This window comes from Citrobacter werkmanii, assembly GCF_008693645.1.
Lineage (GTDB): Bacteria > Pseudomonadota > Gammaproteobacteria > Enterobacterales > Enterobacteriaceae > Citrobacter > Citrobacter werkmanii.
On record NZ_CP044101.1, the window covers coordinates 2,850,431 to 2,868,683 of the forward strand.

At 50.4% G+C, this 18,253-nt stretch carries 18 protein-coding genes, 1 pseudogene and 1 other annotated feature (1 of these 20 only partly in view); of the genes and pseudogenes, 13 read left to right on the forward strand and 6 right to left on the reverse strand.

Going from position 1 to position 18,253, the window contains the following annotated elements:
- Positions 1-35, forward strand: a sequence feature (Trp leader region) (it extends 60 nt beyond the left edge of the window).
- A gap of 23 nt (positions 36-58) precedes the next feature.
- From FOB24_RS14410 to trpA, 5 genes are read left to right on the forward strand one after another with little or no spacing between them, the layout of a single operon-like run.
- Positions 59-1,621 carry an anthranilate synthase component 1 gene (locus FOB24_RS14410; protein WP_085048097.1) on the forward strand — a complete coding sequence of 521 codons (1,563 nt, stop codon included), beginning with the start codon at positions 59-61 and terminating at the stop codon, positions 1,619-1,621.
- Entirely contained in the window at positions 1,621-3,216 is a 1,596-nt protein-coding gene (gene trpD, locus FOB24_RS14415) for a bifunctional anthranilate synthase glutamate amidotransferase component TrpG/anthranilate phosphoribosyltransferase TrpD (RefSeq protein WP_150345089.1), read from the forward strand. The genes FOB24_RS14410 and trpD overlap by 1 nt, the downstream gene beginning before the upstream one ends.
- A 3-nt stretch (positions 3,217-3,219) precedes the next feature.
- Complete coding sequence (trpCF, locus tag FOB24_RS14420; protein WP_085048264.1) at positions 3,220-4,578, forward strand: bifunctional indole-3-glycerol-phosphate synthase TrpC/phosphoribosylanthranilate isomerase TrpF; 1,359 nt, start codon at positions 3,220-3,222, stop codon at positions 4,576-4,578.
- Between the two features lie 10 nt (positions 4,579-4,588).
- A complete protein-coding gene (gene trpB / locus FOB24_RS14425; protein ID WP_085048096.1) occupies positions 4,589-5,782 on the forward strand; it encodes a tryptophan synthase subunit beta in 1,194 nt (397 codons plus the stop codon).
- Positions 5,782-6,588: a tryptophan synthase subunit alpha gene (trpA, locus tag FOB24_RS14430; RefSeq protein WP_085048095.1), complete on the forward strand. Its 807-nt coding sequence runs from the start codon at positions 5,782-5,784 to the stop codon at positions 6,586-6,588. The genes trpB and trpA overlap by 1 nt, the downstream gene beginning before the upstream one ends.
- Positions 6,589-6,620: 32 nt before the next feature.
- Here the strand turns inward: trpA and FOB24_RS14435 are convergent, their stop codons facing one another.
- Both FOB24_RS14435 and FOB24_RS14440 read right to left on the reverse strand, forming a co-directional pair.
- Positions 6,621-8,093, reverse strand: a complete 1,473-nt coding sequence (locus tag FOB24_RS14435) for a GGDEF domain-containing protein (RefSeq protein WP_137351420.1) — start codon at positions 8,091-8,093, stop codon at positions 6,621-6,623.
- 185 nt (positions 8,094-8,278) lie between these two features.
- A complete protein-coding gene (locus FOB24_RS14440) occupies positions 8,279-8,551 on the reverse strand; it encodes a hypothetical protein (RefSeq protein WP_137351419.1) in 273 nt (90 codons plus the stop codon).
- Positions 8,552-9,200: 649 nt separating this feature from the next.
- Here FOB24_RS14440 and FOB24_RS14445 point away from each other — a divergent pair.
- The gene (locus tag FOB24_RS14445; protein WP_317889572.1) at positions 9,201-10,835 is read left to right on the forward strand and encodes a phosphoethanolamine transferase; all 1,635 of its coding nucleotides are present in this window, start codon (positions 9,201-9,203) and stop codon (positions 10,833-10,835) included.
- A gap of 65 nt (positions 10,836-10,900) precedes the next feature.
- On the opposite strand, the gene ompW is transcribed toward FOB24_RS14445, so the two are convergent.
- Positions 10,901-11,554 carry an outer membrane protein OmpW gene (gene ompW / locus FOB24_RS14450; protein WP_087856121.1) on the reverse strand — a complete coding sequence of 218 codons (654 nt, stop codon included), beginning with the start codon at positions 11,552-11,554 and terminating at the stop codon, positions 10,901-10,903.
- Positions 11,555-11,837: 283 nt separating this feature from the next.
- Between ompW and FOB24_RS24455 the strand changes: the two are divergent.
- The 4 genes and pseudogenes from FOB24_RS24455 to yciA all read left to right on the forward strand — a co-directional run.
- A pseudogene (locus tag FOB24_RS24455) lies at positions 11,838-11,924 on the forward strand (YkgJ family cysteine cluster protein); the annotation flags it as partial.
- A gap of 28 nt (positions 11,925-11,952) precedes the next feature.
- Complete coding sequence (locus FOB24_RS14455) at positions 11,953-12,696, forward strand: YciC family protein (RefSeq protein WP_038640992.1); 744 nt, start codon at positions 11,953-11,955, stop codon at positions 12,694-12,696.
- Positions 12,697-12,749: 53 nt separating this feature from the next.
- Positions 12,750-13,289 (forward strand): septation protein A, encoded by a 540-nt coding sequence (locus FOB24_RS14460; protein ID WP_069324644.1) that lies wholly within the window; start codon positions 12,750-12,752, stop codon positions 13,287-13,289.
- 164 nt (positions 13,290-13,453) lie between these two features.
- Positions 13,454-13,855: an acyl-CoA thioester hydrolase YciA gene (gene yciA / locus FOB24_RS14465; RefSeq protein ID WP_038640996.1), complete on the forward strand. Its 402-nt coding sequence runs from the start codon at positions 13,454-13,456 to the stop codon at positions 13,853-13,855.
- A gap of 87 nt (positions 13,856-13,942) precedes the next feature.
- On the opposite strand, the gene tonB is transcribed toward yciA, so the two are convergent.
- Positions 13,943-14,659: a TonB system transport protein TonB gene (gene tonB / locus FOB24_RS14470; RefSeq protein ID WP_150345579.1), complete on the reverse strand. Its 717-nt coding sequence runs from the start codon at positions 14,657-14,659 to the stop codon at positions 13,943-13,945.
- A gap of 224 nt (positions 14,660-14,883) precedes the next feature.
- Here tonB and FOB24_RS14475 point away from each other — a divergent pair, with 224 nt between their 5' ends.
- Positions 14,884-15,180: a YciI family protein gene (locus tag FOB24_RS14475; protein ID WP_006684292.1), complete on the forward strand. Its 297-nt coding sequence runs from the start codon at positions 14,884-14,886 to the stop codon at positions 15,178-15,180.
- Between the two features lie 50 nt (positions 15,181-15,230).
- On the opposite strand, the gene FOB24_RS14480 is transcribed toward FOB24_RS14475, so the two are convergent.
- Positions 15,231-15,404, reverse strand: coding sequence for a YciY family protein (locus FOB24_RS14480; RefSeq protein ID WP_087856120.1), 174 nt, complete (start codon positions 15,402-15,404; stop codon positions 15,231-15,233).
- A 142-nt stretch (positions 15,405-15,546) separates the two neighbouring features.
- On the opposite strand from FOB24_RS14480, the gene cls reads away from it, so the two are divergent.
- Together cls and FOB24_RS14490 are read left to right on the forward strand one after the other, a co-directional pair.
- A complete protein-coding gene (gene cls, locus FOB24_RS14485) occupies positions 15,547-17,007 on the forward strand; it encodes a cardiolipin synthase (RefSeq protein WP_038641094.1) in 1,461 nt (486 codons plus the stop codon).
- A 34-nt stretch (positions 17,008-17,041) separates the two neighbouring features.
- Positions 17,042-17,371, forward strand: coding sequence for an HI1450 family dsDNA-mimic protein (locus FOB24_RS14490; RefSeq protein ID WP_003020691.1), 330 nt, complete (start codon positions 17,042-17,044; stop codon positions 17,369-17,371).
- Positions 17,372-17,404: 33 nt separating this feature from the next.
- Here the strand turns inward: FOB24_RS14490 and FOB24_RS14495 are convergent, their stop codons facing one another.
- Positions 17,405-18,241 carry an ion transporter gene (locus FOB24_RS14495; protein WP_038641095.1) on the reverse strand — a complete coding sequence of 279 codons (837 nt, stop codon included), beginning with the start codon at positions 18,239-18,241 and terminating at the stop codon, positions 17,405-17,407.
- Between the last annotated feature and the right edge of the window lie 12 nt (positions 18,242-18,253).

Here is an 18,253-nt window from a genome sequence, read left to right on the forward strand (position 1 = left end):
GATACCCGGCCCGCCAACTGAGCGGGCTTTTTTTTGAACAAAATTAATGAGAACAACGATGCAAACACCAAAACCGACACTCGAACTGCTTACCTGCGATGCCGCCTACCGTGAGAATCCGACGGCGCTGTTTCATCAGGTATGTGGCGCTCGTCCAGCGACACTGCTGCTTGAATCTGCAGATATCAACAGCAAAGATGATCTGAAGAGCCTGTTGCTGGTCGACAGCGCGTTACGCATCACCGCCCTGGGTGACACTGTCACTATTAAGGCGCTCTCCGCGAACGGCGCATCGCTGCTGCCCCTGCTGGATGCAGCGCTGCCTGCTGGCGTTGAAAACGAACAACAGCCGAACATACGCCATTTGAAATTTCCCAATGTAAGCCCGTTGCTGGATGAAGACGCCCGCTTATGTTCCCTTTCCGTATTTGATGCTTTCCGTTTATTGCAGGAACTGGTCAACGTCCCTGCGCAAGAACGTGAAGCGATGTTCTTCGGCGGTCTGTTTTCCTATGACCTGGTCGCCGGTTTTGAAGATTTACCTCAGCTTGAAGCAGGTAACCGTTGCCCGGACTACTGCTTCTATCTGGCTGAAACGCTGATGGTCATCGACCACCAAAAGAAAAGTACCCGCATTCAGGCCAGCGTATTTACCCCCAGCGATGGCGAAAAACAGCGTCTGAACGCTCGTCTGGCGCAACTGAGCCAGCAGCTTACCGAGCCCGCTCCGCCACTGCCCGTGACAGAAATTCCGCAGATGCGCTGCGAATGTAACCAGAGCGATGAAGAATTTGGCGCTGTGGTGCGCGGGATGCAAAAAGCTATTCGCGCAGGCGAGATTTTCCAGGTGGTTCCGTCCCGCCGATTCTCACTGCCCTGCCCGTCACCGCTGGCGGCCTACTATGTGCTGAAGAAAAGTAATCCCAGCCCGTATATGTTTTTCATGCAGGACAACGATTTCACGCTGTTCGGCGCCTCCCCGGAAAGCTCGCTGAAATATGATGCCACCAGCCGGCAGATTGAAATCTACCCGATTGCCGGGACGCGTCCGCGTGGTCGCCGTGCGGATGGCTCGCTGGACCGCGATCTCGACAGCCGTATCGAGCTGGAGATGCGTACCGATCATAAAGAGCTTTCCGAGCACCTGATGCTGGTTGACCTTGCGCGTAACGACCTGGCGCGCATCTGCACGCCGGGCAGCCGCTACGTTGCTGACCTGACCAAAGTGGATCGCTACTCCTTCGTGATGCACCTGGTTTCCCGCGTGGTCGGCGAACTGCGTAGCGATCTGGATGTGCTGCATGCGTACCGCGCCTGTATGAATATGGGCACGCTAAGCGGCGCGCCGAAAGTTCGCGCCATGCAGCTTATCGCCGAGGCAGAAGGTCGTCGCCGTGGCAGCTATGGCGGCGCGGTAGGCTACTTTACCGCCCATGGCGATCTGGATACCTGTATTGTGATTCGTTCCGCACTCGTGGAAGACGGTATTGCCACCGTACAAGCCGGTGCCGGGATTGTTCTGGATTCTGTACCGCAGTCTGAAGCCGATGAAACCCGTAATAAAGCGCGTGCGGTTTTACGTGCTATCGCCACCGCGCACCACGCACAGGAGACCTTCTAATGGCTGACATTCTGCTGCTCGATAACATCGACTCATTTACCTATAACCTGGCGGATCAGCTACGTACTAATGGTCACAACGTGGTGATTTACCGCAACCATATTCCGGCCCAGACGTTAATTGACCGCTTAGCAACCATGAAAAACCCGGTGCTGATGCTCTCTCCGGGACCCGGTGCGCCAAACGAAGCGGGCTGCATGCCGGAGCTGTTAACCCGCCTGCGCGGTAAGCTGCCGATTATTGGTATTTGTCTGGGGCATCAGGCGATTGTTGAAGCCTACGGCGGCTATGTCGGTCAGGCCGGAGAGATCCTGCACGGTAAAGCATCCAGTATTGAACATGACGGTCAGGCAATGTTCAGCGGTCTGGCAAATCCATTGCCGGTAGCGCGTTACCACTCGCTTGTTGGCAGCAACGTTCCAGCCGGTTTGACCATCAACGCCCACTTTAACGGCATGGTGATGGCGGTCCGTCACGATACCGACCGCGTGTGTGGCTTCCAGTTCCATCCGGAATCGATCCTCACCACCCAGGGCGCGCTTCTGCTGGAGCAAACGCTGGCATGGGCGCAACAGAAACTCGAACAGACCAATACGCTGCAACCTATTCTGGAGAAACTGTATCAGGCTCAGACGCTGTCCCAACAGGAAAGCCACCAACTGTTCTCGGCCGTAGTACGCGGTGAACTGAAGCCGGAACAGCTCGCTGCGGCCCTGGTGAGCATGAAAATTCGTGGCGAACACCCGCATGAAATTGCCGGCGCGGCAACCGCGCTGCTGGAAAACGCTGCCCCGTTCCCGCGTCCTGATTATCTGTTTGCCGATATTGTCGGTACCGGCGGTGACGGTAGCAACAGTATCAATATCTCCACGGCCAGCGCCTTTGTTGCGGCGGCCTGTGGACTGAAAGTGGCCAAACACGGCAACCGCAGCGTCTCCAGTAAATCGGGCTCTTCAGATCTGTTGGCGGCATTTGGCATTAATCTGGACATGAACGCCGATAAATCCCGTCAGGCGCTTGACGATCTCGGCGTGTGCTTCCTGTTTGCACCGAAATACCACACCGGTTTTCGCCACGCCATGCCGGTACGCCAACAGTTAAAAACCCGCACGCTGTTTAACGTGCTCGGTCCGTTGATTAACCCGGCGCATCCGCCGCTGGCGCTGATCGGCGTTTACAGCCCGGAACTGGTGCTGCCGATTGCCGAAACGCTGCGCGTATTGGGGTATCAGCGTGCCGCGGTCGTACACAGCGGCGGCATGGATGAAGTTTCGCTGCATGCGCCGACTATTGTGGCAGAGCTGCATGATGGCGAAATCAAGAGTTATCAACTGACGGCGGAAGACTTTGGCCTGACGCCGTACCATCAGGAACAGCTGGCGGGCGGTACGCCGGAAGAAAACCGTGACATTCTTAGTCGCTTGTTACAAGGTAAAGGTGAAGCCGCTCATGAAGCAGCCGTTGCCGCGAATGTCGCCATGTTAATGCGCCTGCACGGTGAAGAAGATTTAAAAACTAATGCGCAAACCGTGATTAATGTGCTGCGTAGCGGCGCGGCCTACGACCGTGTTACTGCGCTGGCAGCAAGAGGGTAAATGATGCAAACCGTTTTAGCGAAAATTGTCGCTGACAAGGCGATTTGGGTAGAAGCCCGTAAACAACAACAACCGCTGGCCAGCTTTCAGAATGACGTACAACCCAGCGCTCGTGATTTCTACGATGCGCTGCAAGGCGCACGTACCGCCTTTATTCTGGAGTGCAAAAAAGCCTCGCCATCGAAAGGTGTGATCCGTGATGACTTCGACCCGGCACAGATTGCGGACGTGTATAAACATTATGCTTCAGCGATTTCCGTACTGACCGATGAAAAATATTTCCAGGGCAGCTTTGATTTCCTGCCCATCGTCAGCCGTATCGCGTCGCAACCCATCCTGTGTAAGGACTTTATTATCGATCCTTACCAGATATACCTGGCGCGTTTCTACCAGGCGGACGCCTGCCTGCTGATGCTGTCAGTACTGGAGGATGAGCAATATCGACAACTCGCCGCCGTGGCCCATAGCCTGAAAATGGGTGTTCTGACCGAGGTCAGCAACGAAGAAGAGCTGGAACGCGCGATTGCGCTTGGCGCAAAAGTCGTCGGTATTAACAACCGCGATTTACGTGACCTGTCGATTGATCTGAATCGCACCCGCCAACTGGCGCCACGTCTGGGCCATGGCGTAATCGTCATCAGCGAGTCCGGTATTAATACCTACGGCCAGGTACGCGAACTCAGCCACTTCGCCAACGGTTTTCTGATTGGCTCTGCGCTGATGTCGCATGATGACCTGCACGCCGCTGTGCGTCGGGTTCTGCTTGGCGAGAACAAAGTCTGCGGTTTGACCCGGGCTCAGGATGCAAACGCGGCATATGAAGCGGGCGCAATATATGGCGGGTTGATTTTTGTGCCCTCATCTCCGCGCGTAGTTAGCGTTGAGCAGGCGCGGGAAGTGATGAGCGGCGCGCCATTACAGTATGTCGGCGTGTTCCGCAACACCGAGATTACCGAGGTGCGCGATAAAGCGTTGGCCCTGGGACTGACTGCGGTGCAACTGCATGGGAGCGAAGATCAGACCTATGTTGACGCGCTGCGCGATGCGCTGCCCAAACAGGTGCAAATCTGGAAAGCGCTGAGTGTTGGCGAAACGTTGCCAGACCGGGATTATCAGCATGTCGATAAATACGTGTTCGACAACGGCCAGGGTGGTAGCGGTCAACGCTTCGACTGGTCGCTTTTAGGCGGGCAATCGCTGGAAAACGTTTTACTGGCTGGCGGACTTGGCGCTGATAACTGTGTCAACGCGGCAAAAACCGGCTGTGCCGGGCTCGATTTTAATTCTGGCGTAGAGTCACAGCCGGGCATCAAAGATGCACGACTTCTGGCTTCGGTCTTTCAGACGCTGCGCGCATATTAAGGAAAAGGACATGACAACATTACTCAATCCGTACTTTGGTGAATTTGGCGGTATGTATGTGCCACAAATTCTGATGCCTGCTCTGCGTCAACTGGAAGAAGCTTTCGTCAGCGCGCAAAAAGATCCTGAGTTTCAGGCGCAGTTTACCGATCTGCTGAAAAACTATGCTGGTCGTCCAACCGCGCTGACAAAATGCCAGAACATTACTCACGGGACCAACACCACGCTGTATCTTAAGCGTGAAGATTTACTGCACGGCGGCGCGCACAAAACTAACCAGGTGTTGGGTCAGGCGTTACTGGCGAAGCGTATGGGGAAAACGGAAATCATCGCCGAAACCGGCGCAGGTCAGCACGGCGTCGCATCGGCGATAGCCAGTGCGCTGCTGGGTCTGAAGTGCCGTATTTATATGGGCGCGAAAGACGTTGAGCGTCAGTCGCCTAACGTTTTCCGTATGCGTCTGATGGGGGCAGAAGTCATTCCTGTTCATAGCGGTTCTGCAACGCTGAAGGATGCCTGTAACGAAGCCCTGCGCGACTGGTCTGGCAGCTACGATACCGCGCACTATATGCTCGGGACGGCGGCAGGACCGCATCCCTTCCCGACCATTGTACGTGAATTCCAGCGCATGATCGGCGAAGAAACAAAAGCGCAGATCCTGGAAAAAGAAGGTCGTTTGCCGGACGCTGTTATCGCCTGCGTGGGCGGTGGTTCTAACGCCATTGGTATGTTTGCCGATTTTATTAATGAAACCAGCGTCGGTCTGATTGGCGTAGAGCCAGGCGGTCACGGGATCGAATCCGGTGAACACGGCGCACCGTTAAAACACGGTCGTGTCGGGATTTACTTTGGCATGAAATCCCCGATGATGCAGACCGAAGAAGGACAGATTGAAGAGTCTTACTCTATTTCCGCAGGTCTGGATTTCCCGTCTGTCGGGCCGCAGCATGCATACCTGAACAGCATCGGTCGCGCCGATTATGTTTCAATCACCGACGATGAAGCGCTGGAAGCCTTCAAAACGCTGTGTTTACATGAGGGGATTATCCCGGCGCTGGAGTCCTCCCATGCCCTGGCACACGCCCTGAAAATGATGCGTGAAAATCCGGAAAAAGAGCAGTTACTGGTGGTAAATCTCTCCGGTCGCGGCGACAAAGACATTTTCACCGTACACGATATTCTGAAAGCGCGAGGGGAAATCTGATGGAACGTTACGAAAATCTTTTTGCACAGTTGAAGGACCGCAAAGAAGGTGCTTTTGTCCCCTTCGTAACCCTGGGCGATCCGTCGGTTGAGCAGTCACTGAAAATCATTGATACGCTGATTGAAGCCGGTGCTGATGCGCTTGAGCTAGGCATTCCATTCTCCGATCCGCTGGCGGACGGTCCGACCATACAGGAAGCCACACTGCGGGCATTCGCCGCGGGCGTGACACCGTCACAATGCTTTGAGATGCTGGCATTGATTCGTCAGAAACACCCTACCATTCCAATTGGTCTGCTGATGTATGCCAACCTGGTATTCAGCAAGGGTATTGACGAATTCTACGCTCAGTGTGAGAAAGTCGGTGTGGATTCTGTTTTGGTGGCAGATGTGCCTGTTGAGGAGTCTGGACCATTCAGAACTGCGGCACTCCGCCACAACATTGCACCTATTTTCATCTGCCCCCCTAACGCTGATGAAGAACTGCTCCGCCAGATTGCCTCTTACGGTCGCGGCTATACCTATCTGCTTTCACGTGCTGGCGTGACCGGTGCTGAAAATCGTGCGGCGTTACCGCTCCATCATCTGGTGGAAAAACTGAAAGAATACGGTGCTCCTCCGTCATTACAGGGATTTGGTATCTCAGCGCCTGACCAGGTCACCGGCGCGATTGAAGCCGGTGCTGCCGGGGCAATTTCCGGCTCAGCGATTGTGAAAATCATTGAGAAGAATGTTGCCGCACCTGAGCAGATGCTGGCTGAGCTGAAAGCCTTTGTCAGCGCAATGAAAGCGGCCACGCCTTACTAAGCTAAATCAACCGCCAGAGACTTCTGGCGGTTTTACCCTTCTTTGGTGTTCTTCATTTTGTACATGGCGTTATCCGCATTCTGAATTGCCACATCCAGCTCGCCGTTCACTTCCGCAATCCCCCACGACACTGACAATGGCACGGTATGACCGTCCACCACAAACACATGGCTGGTCACCTGCCCGCTAATGCGTTGCGCAATTGCCTTAGCGTCACTTGCCTGCGAGCGAAACAGCAGGATCATAAACTCATCCCCGCCGGTACGAATCACAATATCGTGGCTGGTTCGGGTGTTAGACAGCATTCGGTTAGCGATAATTTGCAGCGCCCGGTCACCTGCCGCATGGCCCCAGGTATCATTGACAGCCTTGAACTTATTGCAATCCAGTAACACCACCGAGCAGTGCGATAAATCACGACGCTTGATGATGTCGAGAATTCGGCGGTTAAAACAACCGGTCAGCGTGTCGATATAAACCTTGAGGTCGCTTTCATTCAGCCAGGATTTTAGTGAGAAACTGATGATGACGAAGAAGAACGGCGCCAGCAGGATCACAATTCCGGCATGCGAATCACGCACCATAAAACGGCCTAATGACAGCGAATAGTGCAGCGCATATTTCTCCGAAAAATTGCGCACCATATAGCGGGACTGGCCTGTACATCTGCCGGATAAACAAAGGCTCTCATTGTTGGTCAAATTCACCAACTCCACATTCAGCTCAGGTGGAAGGTGGTAGTCAAAGGCTTGAGCCAACGCTTCCTGCAATTCCGGCTTTGAATGGTCATAGACCAGATAGGCCACGATTTGGTCTGATATCTCTTTACCCGACAGATCGTAGATATAGCTCACCACGCTGTAAGCTTTTTCACCGGTAATTTTATCGGTATAGAAGTTCGTTGAACTAAGGGCTTTGTTTTTGACGTTTTTTTGCAACAGTCGGGTATAGAAATCGACAGGTGGATAGAAAAAGTTGGTGATATCCCGCGCCATTTCAGAATTGGAGAAGCTGAAATTGCGCGAATCGGAAGCCATAAACCAGTAAAAATAATCTGAGTTTTTGGCGATAATGTAACGATGCGCATCGAAGCTCCCCGGGTTTAGCTCATTGACCATCCCGCGAATAAACTCCGCCGCCGTATACATACACAACGCATTATGACTGGTTCGCTGGGCAATAATTGTCCCCGTCGCCGAATGCAGCCGCTTTGGGTCGGCGTTAATGCCCCATTCATCATCATTGCGGGGAACAAATTGTGAAATTTCGCCACATTGCTCGCCCGTTTTGATATGGTGATAGCGCTCGCCAATCGCGTCGGCGATCAGTTCGTTATCGTTAAAAATGTCCATCATGCGCGCTTGCAGGCGATTAACACCTTCACTGGCTGCCGCTATCCGCTGCTCATAGATAATAAACAGAAATAACGAAGTAAATATCAACGTAATGAGCCCTGATACCAGCAATGCCTGCCTGTTTCTGAGCTTATCCTGCACAATCTTCACGAGTCCACCCTGCTAGTTAACATATTGCCAAACCGGTTACCCGTTTATGTTGTTGCATAACTGCGCTGTACGTTGATTGAGAATATTTACCGCCCCTTCGCTGATGAGTCAAAAGCCCGCCGTTGCGCGCGCTGAAGTTACCGATTTATACAACAAAAGCACATATTTGTTAACATAAATGCAAACTAAGCATCGCCTTCAATGGGATACCCTGCCCGACGGACAGCCTCACGGCAGTCGTTTACACCGGCGGCGTACCCCGCTTCAATCTCACAAACCGGGCTGGCGCTGCAATAAGGCAGTTTAACCGGAGTGGCCATAAGTTTCTCCAGAATCTCCATTTTATCCATGTAATTCAGCAGCTCACGAGCCACGCTTACGGCAAACTCGGCCGTATCATCGCCGGTGAACGGTTCCAGAAGCGTGATTTTTTGTTGTAGTTGATGGCGGGTTAGCATCGTCAATACCCTCAAAGCCAGTTTGCTTAAAGAGTAGCATTACATCGAAGAAGAGAAATACGCCACTGACGATTCAGGGGGCAAATCTTAATCACAGCCTTCACAGTTATGGCTGAAACCGGGCACGGTATCCTCGTATTTTTACAGAACATATTCATAGGTAGCGAATAGCTCTGCCCATCCCACATTCGATCTGAGATGTTGCCGTTGTTTGCAATGTTTAAGAGATGAGCAGCGAAACGCTGAATGCATCAATATCATAAAGTTTTAGTAATGATTTACATAGATATCATATTAAATGTGAATATTACATTGGCTCATCAAGACTAAAATCATTATAGTGTCAGAGCAATAGCGTTATTTTTGCAAGGTCATAATAATTTCACTTAGGTCATGTTATTAACGTGTGAATTAATTGTTTATAAATGCAGGATGCTCCAGGATTATTTGCACTTAACTCAAATTCACCTTTTAAAAATATTCAGAAAGCCAAAGGGATCAAACCACAGGATAACGACTAAATAGCATTGAATAAAACGACATAACGGCGATCACACCTGAGACAGGTCTGTGAGGTTGCTACATGTAACTTATTCACCCTCAATAATTGCATAAGTAAACAATAAAAGCACATAAGAAGAAAATTCTTATGTTTAAAACATATTTTGTTTGTCAGGATATCTGGGTCCATAAATTAAAAATCATGTCTATCCAATTTAACCTTCAAATGGTCAGAAGTGGTTTACGCCCACTTAAAATTATTCCGCTAATTATTTCTGTGTTAATTATTGCCAGTGTTAATATATTAACTGCAAAATATAACACTGTAATTAATCGGACGCTTGTGTTTTTCATGATCATGCTTTCATTACGATGCCTACAGTATGTCTTTTTCAGAAATATTCTGGCTGTTTTAATTTTAATACCCGTCGCAGCTGATATCACTCTTCAATTGCATGCCTGGAATAATTACAACTCAGAATTCAGTTATGGATTTGCGTTAAGTGTTTTGAACACAACTCCCAGTGAAGCAATAGCGATGCTGAGATTATATTGGCGCGACTGTGTTACGTTCTTTATACTTGTAATGTTTTTTATTTACTCTATAAACACTGGCGCGAGACCTGTACCCTATCGATTTCGTCACTACCCAATAGTTATTTTGGGCTTGATAATTTTCTTTTTGTTTTCGCAAGCTTATCTCCACCAGATAAGGAAAAGTAATGTTGAAAGTCTGGTGCAACGAGTCATCCGCTCTACTCCAGTAAGTACCGGAAAAGAGTTCATGCAGGCTATGCAAGATAACGCCATAATTTCTGATATCGGTACAAACATTCCCAATTATAAGATAACAGTAACTGATACAGGGATCGAAAACTATATACTGATCGTCGGGGAATCTGCGCGTGCGTTAAATATGGGGATATATGGATACACAAGGGATACCACCCCTGAACTTATCAAACAAAAGCAGCAACTTTTACTGTTTAATAACGCGATTGCGCCTGCACCGGTAACAATCATGGCCGTCCCCCTGGCACTTACTGCTGACTCAGTGCAAGCCCGTCATCCGCGTAATTACAGCGATAATATTATTAATATCACCAACCAGGCTGGCTATGATACATACTGGTACAGTCGCCAGGGAAATGGAGGGGCGCATAACAATATAATTACCGGGATTGCCATGAATGCACATCAGCATGAATGGATAGAATATGGCTATGATGAGGCGTTGTTGCCGTTATTACATAAGGCATTGCAGAAGCCAGGTAAGAAACTTATTGTCCTGCATTTATATGGCAGTCATGAACCTTCCTGTCAACGTTTTCCAGAAAGTCATACTGTCTTATTTGGCCAGAGTAAAGCTGACGATTGTTATGATAACTCAATTCGCTATACTGATGAACTGATGGGTAATATATTCAATGCACTGGAAAACACTCGCTCATCAGTAATGTATTTTTCCGATCATGCGCTGATCCGTGATCCTGCTCGCTCGGTGGTTTATTCTCATGGTGGTGTTAGACCGCCGAAAGAGGCATTACAAATCCCGATGTATATTTGGTACAGCCATTTAGTCGATGAGAAAACAAAGTTCACTGGAGATTATAATACGCCGTGGTCTGCCGATGATCTTAACTCTCTTGCAGAATTGTGGCTTGGCATCCATCGTCAGGGCAACGCGAAAAAGTCTATGAAATCCTGGTTAATAAACTACCAAAAGGAGATTTTCATCATGGACACAACGGGTAAAAAATACCATTGGAATGATGTTCGTTAATGCTGAAGAGTTGGCAAAACTGGTCATCAAATGACCAGTTTTGCCGAAAGGTTTTGCAAAAAAATTTAAAAACGATAACCCGCAGAGAACATAAACACCCACGGATCGAGACGTACGCTGTCGCTATAACGGGCTTGAGGAAGAACTGCGCCATTAGATTTGTACTTCGCTGTCGTATCGATATCCATGTACCAGACCGACATGTTAATCAGCCAGTCGCGGTTAATCAGATAGTCCATACCGACTTGCCCTGCCGCACCCCAGGAATCTTTCAGGCTCAGGTCCGATAATCCGGCTTCCTTACCGTTGTTGTTAAAGCCTTCGTCGAAGAAGGTGGTGTAGTTCACACCAACACCAACATAAGGACGCAGTTTGCTGCTGGAGTCACCGAAGTACCACTGCGCCATTAACGTCGGTGGCAAGTGGTGAACAGTGGCAATATCGCCCGTCGCGGCAGTCCCAATTTTGTGACGGAACGGTGTGGCTGCCAGTAATTCAACACCGATATTGTCGGTTGCCATGTAGGTGAATGTCAGACCCAACTGGGTGTTATTACTGACATCAAAGCCACCTAAGCTTCCCAGCGTCCCCCCCGCGCCTTCCGTCGGTCTGACGGTGGCAGAACCCGCACGAATGAAGAATTCTCCAGCCTCATGCGCAAATGCGTTACCAGAGAGAAGAGTTGTTAAAGCCACTGCTGCAACTGTTAATTTTTTCATGTCCGCTCCATCGTTATGGTTATAAAAGCGGAACAAATATACCCACATTGGAGTAATAAGTGATCTTACCTGGATCACATTGACTTTGATAATTTAACATTTATTGATCCAGATTAAGTTAGAACTTGCATTCAAAATCCTGGTTAAATTAATTCAGATCAATTTTGATATATTTTCGCCATGCAAGTATCCGATACCTGCTGATGGCAAACGTTGCTTATTTGCCCATGATGCGCAGAGAACAATCAGCGTTCCTGCATAACGCTGAAGTGATAGCCAAAAATTACCGGAGCTTTACAAAGATATGCCTTTCCATACATCCCGTGATGCTGCCACTGTAGAGTTATCCAGGGTACAATTGCCCGCAAATGAACACCTGCAAAACTCAAGGAGAGTGCATGTCTATCACGGCGAAATCCGTTTACCGTGACACGGGAAACTTTTTCCGTAATCAATTCATTACCATCTTGCTGGTATCGTTGTTGTGCGCGTTTATCACAGTGGTGTTAGGGCATGCCTTTTCTCCCAGTGACGCACAAATTGCGCAGCTCAGTGAAGGGGATCAGTTAACCAGTAGCGTGGGTCTGTTCGATCTGGTACAAAATATGACCCCGGAGCAACAGCAAATTCTGCTACGCGCTTCCGCGGCGTCGACATTTTCAGGCCTGATTGGTAATGCCATCCTCGCGGGAGGTATCATCCTGATGATTCAGCTGATTTCAGCAGGTCATCGGGTCAGCGCGTTACGCGCCATCGGCGCCAGTGCGCCAGTATTGCCCAAGCTGTTTATTCTGATTTTTCTGACTACTCTGCTGGTGCAAATCGGTATTATGCTGGTGGTCGTACCCGGTATTCTGCTGGCTATCCTGTTAGCTCTCGCACCGGTGATGTTGGTACAGGATAAAATGGGTGTCTTTGCCGCAATGCGCAACAGTATGCGTCTGGCATGGTCTAATATGCGACTGGTCGCGCCGGCAGTGATCGGTTGGCTGCTGGCTAAAACGCTGCTGTTGCTTTTTGCGCCAAGTTTTGCGGTACTTACGCCGAACGTAGGCGCGGTATTGGCGAATACGCTGAGCAATATGATCTCCGCCGTGTTGCTGATCTATTTGTTCCGCCTGTACATGCTGATTCGCCAATAAACCCTGAACGCATACCAGGCGCAGGCCTGGTGCTTTTGATGACGGAATGAAGAATGAAGCAGTTTCTTGATTTTTTACCGCTGGTTGTCTTTTTTGCCTTTTATAAGCTTTACGACATCTACGCGGCGACCTCGGCACTGATTGTCGCGACGGCTGTGGTTTTGATTTACAGCTGGGTTCGCTACCGCAAGGTCGAGAAGATGGCGTTAATCACCTTTGTTTTGGTTGCCGTGTTCGGTGGCCTGACTATCTTCTTCCACAACGATGAATTCATTAAGTGGAAAGTTACGGTGATTTACGGACTGTTTGCCGGTGCGCTGCTGGTTAGCCAGTGGGTGATGAAAAAGCCACTGATTCAGCGCATGTTAGGCAAAGAGCTGACCCTGCCGCAGCAGGTCTGGTCGAAGCTTAATTTAGCCTGGGCCGTCTTTTTCATTCTCTGTGGCCTGGCGAATATCTATATCGCTTTTTGGCTGCCGCAGAATATTTGGGTCAACTTTAAAGTATTCGGCCTGACAGCCCTGACCTTATTCTTTACGCTGCTGAGCGGTGTCTATATTTACCGCCATCTGCCGCAGGAAGATAAATCGTAATACATGTCCGCCAGATCAGCCGATCTGGCGAATTTTTATCCCCTCACGTTCCTCATTACCGCTAACCCGGCTTACTTCCACTTCCCACGCCGCATCCCTCTGTTCTCAACGCGCAAATTCTAGTAGCATCGCGCCTGTAATCTTTCTCTATAGTCGGTTCAACAATGACAACAACGAATAATACTCCCCAGGGTGAACTGGTTTTACGCACTCTGGCTATGCCTGCCGATACCAATGCGAACGGTGATATTTTTGGCGGCTGGCTGATGTCACAAATGGATATAGGTGGCGCTATTCAGGCCAAAGAGATCGCACATGGTCGTGTGGTAACGGTGCGCGTTGAAGGAATGAGCTTTTTACGCCCGGTTGCCGTAGGCGATGTGGTTTGTTGCTATGCGCGCTGCGTGAAGCGCGGGACGACCTCGATCAGCATTAATATTGAAGTCTGGGTGAAGAAAGTTGCTTCAGAACCTATCGGCCAGCGCTATAAAGCTACCGAAGCCCTGTTTATCTATGTTGCCGTTGATAAAGACGGTAAGCCACGTCCGATCCCTACCCTGGGCTGATAAGTCACGATAGCATCGCCCTCCGGCAATCACTCAATTCATTGCTTATTGCCGGATGGCGGCGAACCGCCAAATCCGGCCTGCGTATTATTCAATCTGCGTTGCGCCGTTCAGACGGAACACAATATTCACTACCAGTCCGGAACCTGGTTTCCCGGCCTCATAGCGCCATCTGCGCATCGCATTTTTCACTTCACGCTCAAACATATTCGCCGGCTGCGCGGACAGAATTTCCACGTTTTCAACACGGCCATCCGGCGTCACATCAAATTTAACTTTAACACGACCTTCTATGCGCAGCGCTTGCGCTCGCGCAGGATACTGCGGCTGATTACGGCTTAAGGCGCGAGGACCTGCTGGCGCACTTACTGCTGCTTTACTGGTTGCCGGCGCGCTACTGGTCGTTGGGCGCGCAGGCGCCGTATTTTCAAATGGGGATGCCGGGCGCGGCTCTGCGGGTTTAGCATCAGGTTTGGGCTGCTCTACCACTTTTTTCACCGGTTTTGGCTTCGGTTTAGGCTTGGGCTTCGGTTTCTCAATCACTACCGGCGCCTCTTTTGGCGGCTCCGGGATTGGCTCTGGTTCCGGTTCTGGCTCGACTACGGGTTCCGGCGGCGGCTGAACGGCCTGAGGCGGTTCGAGATCGGCAGGCGCGACCATGGTAACGGAGATCGGCTGCGCTGGCGCAGGCAGTTCAATAACCTGATGTACCGAGGTATACAATAGACCCGCCACTACAGCACCATGGATGCCGACGGAAAGTAACGTTGGCCAGGGAAAGCGACGAGGTAAATCAAGGGTCATTGAAGTCATAATCGTTTCAGTTAAAAAACCAGGCCCTGATTTTAAATGCAAATAGCAATCATATTCAATAAGACCTGGGCAGTAAGCCGCATTTAAAACACGATTTTATGTAAAAAAACCTTCATCACAATGTGGTCTTAACAAATCCGTTATCTTTACGTTGCAGTTGGCATGCCTTTCCAATAACGTAATTAACGACTTTTACCGATTAAGGAGCTCTACCCGTGCTGTACGTTATTTATGCTCAAGATATCGCAGACTCTCTCGACAAACGCCTTTCCGTGCGCCCTGCTCATCTGGCCCGTCTGCAACTCCTGCATGACGAAGGACGACTGCTCACGGCAGGACCGATGCCAGCAGTTGACAGTAACGATCCGGGTGTCGCGGGGTTTACCGGCTCGACGGTGATTGCAGAATTTGAATCTTTAGAAGCAGCGCAGGCGTGGGCAGAAGCCGACCCCTATGTCGCAGCAGGCGTTTACGCGCAGGTTTCAGTAAAACCGTACAAGAAAGTATTTTAAAAACAGAACGAAAGCAGACATTGGGCACCACCAGCGGTGCCCTTTTGAGATCAGATACTGTGGATTGCAAACAGCAACGAGTTACGTTGATGATTCAGAATACACTTTCTGATGCTATGGATACGCATGTTACGACGCGATTGTCCTTCAAGCCAACGTGCTTTACGGCGGCTAGCCTGACGCTGCATCCGCCAGCGTCCCACTTCCGTTCTACTACGCTTCATGTTAACTACTCTTCCAGTCACTGAGCGGCCATTATAACGCCACACCGAATGCAGGCCAGTGGTTTTCCCGTGTTTTTATTTGCCAGATTTATCCTGATGCGTAAACTCTTAACAATACGCTTTCAAAAGGATTTTTAAATTTATGACAACCTTCTACACCGTGGTGAGTTGGCTGGTCATTCTGGGTTACTGGGTACTCATTGCTGGCGTCACATTACGCATTCTAATGAAGCGACGCGCAGTGCCCTCCGCAATGGCATGGCTGTTGATCATCTATATACTGCCATTGGTAGGGATCATAGCTTATCTGTCCTTCGGTGAACTCCACCTGGGTAAACGCCGCGCCGAACGCGCCCGGGCAATGTGGCCTTCCACGGCCAAATGGCTGAACGACCTCAAAGCCTGTGAACATATTTTCGCACAGGAAAACAGCAGCGTTGCTTCTTCATTATTTAAGCTGTGCGAGCGTCGTCAGGGAATCGCCGGCGTTAAGGGGAATCAACTGCAGCTGCTCACCAGTTCCGATGACGTGATGCAGGCGCTGATCCGTGATATTCAACTGGCGCGTCATAATATCGAGATGGTGTTCTACATCTGGCAACCGGGAGGTATGGCCGATCAGGTTGCCGAGTCGTTAATGGCGGCCGCCAGAAGAGGCGTTCACTGCCGCCTGATGCTGGACTCTGCGGGCAGCGTGGCATTCTTCCGCAGCCCGTGGGCGGCGATGATGCGTAACGCGGGTATTGAAGTCGTCGAAGCCCTCAAGGTTAACCTGATGCGTGTGTTTTTGCGCCGGATGGACCTGCGCCAACACCGTAAGATGGTGATGATCGACAACTATATTGCTTATACTGGCAGCATGAACATGGTCGACCCGCGCTTCTTTAAGCAGGATGCGGGCGTGGGTCAATGGGTCGATTTAATGGCGAGAATGGAAGGACCTGTTGCCACCGCGATGGGCATCGTCTATTCCTGCGACTGGGAAATTGAAACCGGGAAACGCATTTTACCCCCGCCGCCGGACGTCAATATCATGCCGTTTGAGCAGGCCAGCGGTCACACCATTCACACTATCGCGTCGGGACCAGGTTTCCCTGAAGATTTGATCCATCAGGCGCTATTAACCGCTGCTTATTCGGCGCGTGAATATTTAATTATGACCACGCCCTATTTCGTCCCCAGCGATGATTTACTGCATGCGATCTGTACGGCCGCACAGCGTGGGGTCGACGTCAGTATCATTCTTCCGCGTAAGAATGATTCCCTGCTGGTTGGCTGGGCAAGCCGGGCATTTTTCACCGAACTGCTGGCTGCGGGCGTCAAAATATATCAGTTCGAAGGCGGCTTGCTGCACACCAAGAGCGTACTGGTTGATGGCGAACTGAGCCTGGTCGGTACCGTTAACCTGGATATGCGCAGTTTGTGGCTGAATTTTGAAATCACGCTGGTTATTGATGACGCAGGATTCGGGGGCGACCTCGCCGCAGTGCAGGATGATTATATTTCTCGTTCACGCCTTCTTGACGCTCGTTTGTGGGTAAAACGACCACTCTGGCAGCGGATTGCCGAGCGACTGTTTTACTTCTTTAGCCCGTTGCTGTAAAACGTGCCAATCAGACAGTAAACAGGTAGTCATTATGGATATGGATTTGAACAACCGCCTGACCGAAGACGAAACGCTTGAGCAGGCTTACGATATTTTTCTCGAACTGGCTGCGGACAACCTCGATCCGGCAGATATCATTCTGTTCAATTTGCAGTTTGAAGAGCGCGGCGGTGCAGAATTATTTGACCCGGCGGAAGACTGGCAGGAACACGTCGATTTTGACCTGAATCCTGACTTCTTTGCCGAAGTGGTGATTGGTCTGGCAGATACAGAAGACGGCGAGATTAACGATATTTTTGCCCGCGTTCTGTTGTGTCGCGAAAAAGATCACAAGCTCTGCCACATTCTCTGGCGCGAATAATTAAAAAAAGCTGCTCTCGCAGCTTTTTTACTTTTAGCCCGGTAATTTGCTTCCGCACCGGTTACAAAACTGCGCGCTGTGCTCATGCTGACTTTGCTGACACTGCGGACATTTACGCTGATTCTGCCGATGCTGGAACGCACTGCTCATATGCGTCGTTATCAAACCTGTCGGGATCGCAATCACGGAATAACCGATCAAAATCAGCACTGACGCTACCATGCGCCCGAGCGGCGTGTGGGGCGTGATATCGCCATAGCCGACGGTGGTTACCGTGACGATGGCCCAATACACTGATGCATTCAGCGTACTAAAACCATATTTGGGTCCTTCAATCAGATACATTAGCGCGCCGAATACAATCATCAGAATGGCAATAAATGAATAGAACAAGATTAGCTGATGACGCGCGCTTTTTATTGCGCTCCAGAATATACGCAGAGAAGGCATAAAGCGCAGCAGTTTGAGAATTCGCAGTACACGCAGGACACGCATCGCCCGCCAGGCGAAAACATAACTCAGACTGATTTCCGGCCATAACCACATCACATACAGTGGCAGAATGGTGGCAAGATCAATAATCCCCCAGAAGCTAAATACATATTTAGCGGGATTAGCCCAGCAGCATAATCGCAACAGATATTCGAGAGTAAAGACCAGAGTGATAAAGACTTCCAGCCAGACAAATACGCGCCACTCCTCAAAGGTCAAATGGTATTGCGTCCCGACCCCGGACTCAACGAAGATAACAATCACGCTGAGCAGCGCGAACAGTGCGCACATACCTTCAAAACGGCGCCCCGAGCGTGTGTCTAAATCAAATAATGTACGATAAAGCGTACGGCGAACAGAAGAAACTAAGCCAGACACAAATACCTCACC

Coding starts and splice junctions, on each gene's coding strand:
- FOB24_RS14445 (WP_317889572.1), top strand. CDS start 9,201: ATGTTTAAAACATATTTTGTTTGTCAGGATATCTGGGTCCATAAATTA.
- FOB24_RS14490 (WP_003020691.1), top strand. CDS start 17,042: ATGGATATGGATTTGAACAACCGCCTGACCGAAGACGAAACGCTTGAG.
- FOB24_RS14480 (WP_087856120.1), bottom strand. CDS start 15,404: ATGAAGCGTAGTAGAACGGAAGTGGGACGCTGGCGGATGCAGCGTCAG.
- tonB (WP_150345579.1), bottom strand. CDS start 14,659: ATGACCCTTGATTTACCTCGTCGCTTTCCCTGGCCAACGTTACTTTCC.
- FOB24_RS14455 (WP_038640992.1), top strand. CDS start 11,953: ATGTCTATCACGGCGAAATCCGTTTACCGTGACACGGGAAACTTTTTC.
- trpB (WP_085048096.1), top strand. CDS start 4,589: ATGACAACATTACTCAATCCGTACTTTGGTGAATTTGGCGGTATGTAT.
- FOB24_RS14460 (WP_069324644.1), top strand. CDS start 12,750: ATGAAGCAGTTTCTTGATTTTTTACCGCTGGTTGTCTTTTTTGCCTTT.
- FOB24_RS14410 (WP_085048097.1), top strand. CDS start 59: ATGCAAACACCAAAACCGACACTCGAACTGCTTACCTGCGATGCCGCC.
- trpCF (WP_085048264.1), top strand. CDS start 3,220: ATGCAAACCGTTTTAGCGAAAATTGTCGCTGACAAGGCGATTTGGGTA.
- FOB24_RS14440 (WP_137351419.1), bottom strand. CDS start 8,551: ATGCTAACCCGCCATCAACTACAACAAAAAATCACGCTTCTGGAACCG.
- ompW (WP_087856121.1), bottom strand. CDS start 11,554: ATGAAAAAATTAACAGTTGCAGCAGTGGCTTTAACAACTCTTCTCTCT.
- trpA (WP_085048095.1), top strand. CDS start 5,782: ATGGAACGTTACGAAAATCTTTTTGCACAGTTGAAGGACCGCAAAGAA.
- yciA (WP_038640996.1), top strand. CDS start 13,454: ATGACAACAACGAATAATACTCCCCAGGGTGAACTGGTTTTACGCACT.
- trpD (WP_150345089.1), top strand. CDS start 1,621: ATGGCTGACATTCTGCTGCTCGATAACATCGACTCATTTACCTATAAC.
- cls (WP_038641094.1), top strand. CDS start 15,547: ATGACAACCTTCTACACCGTGGTGAGTTGGCTGGTCATTCTGGGTTAC.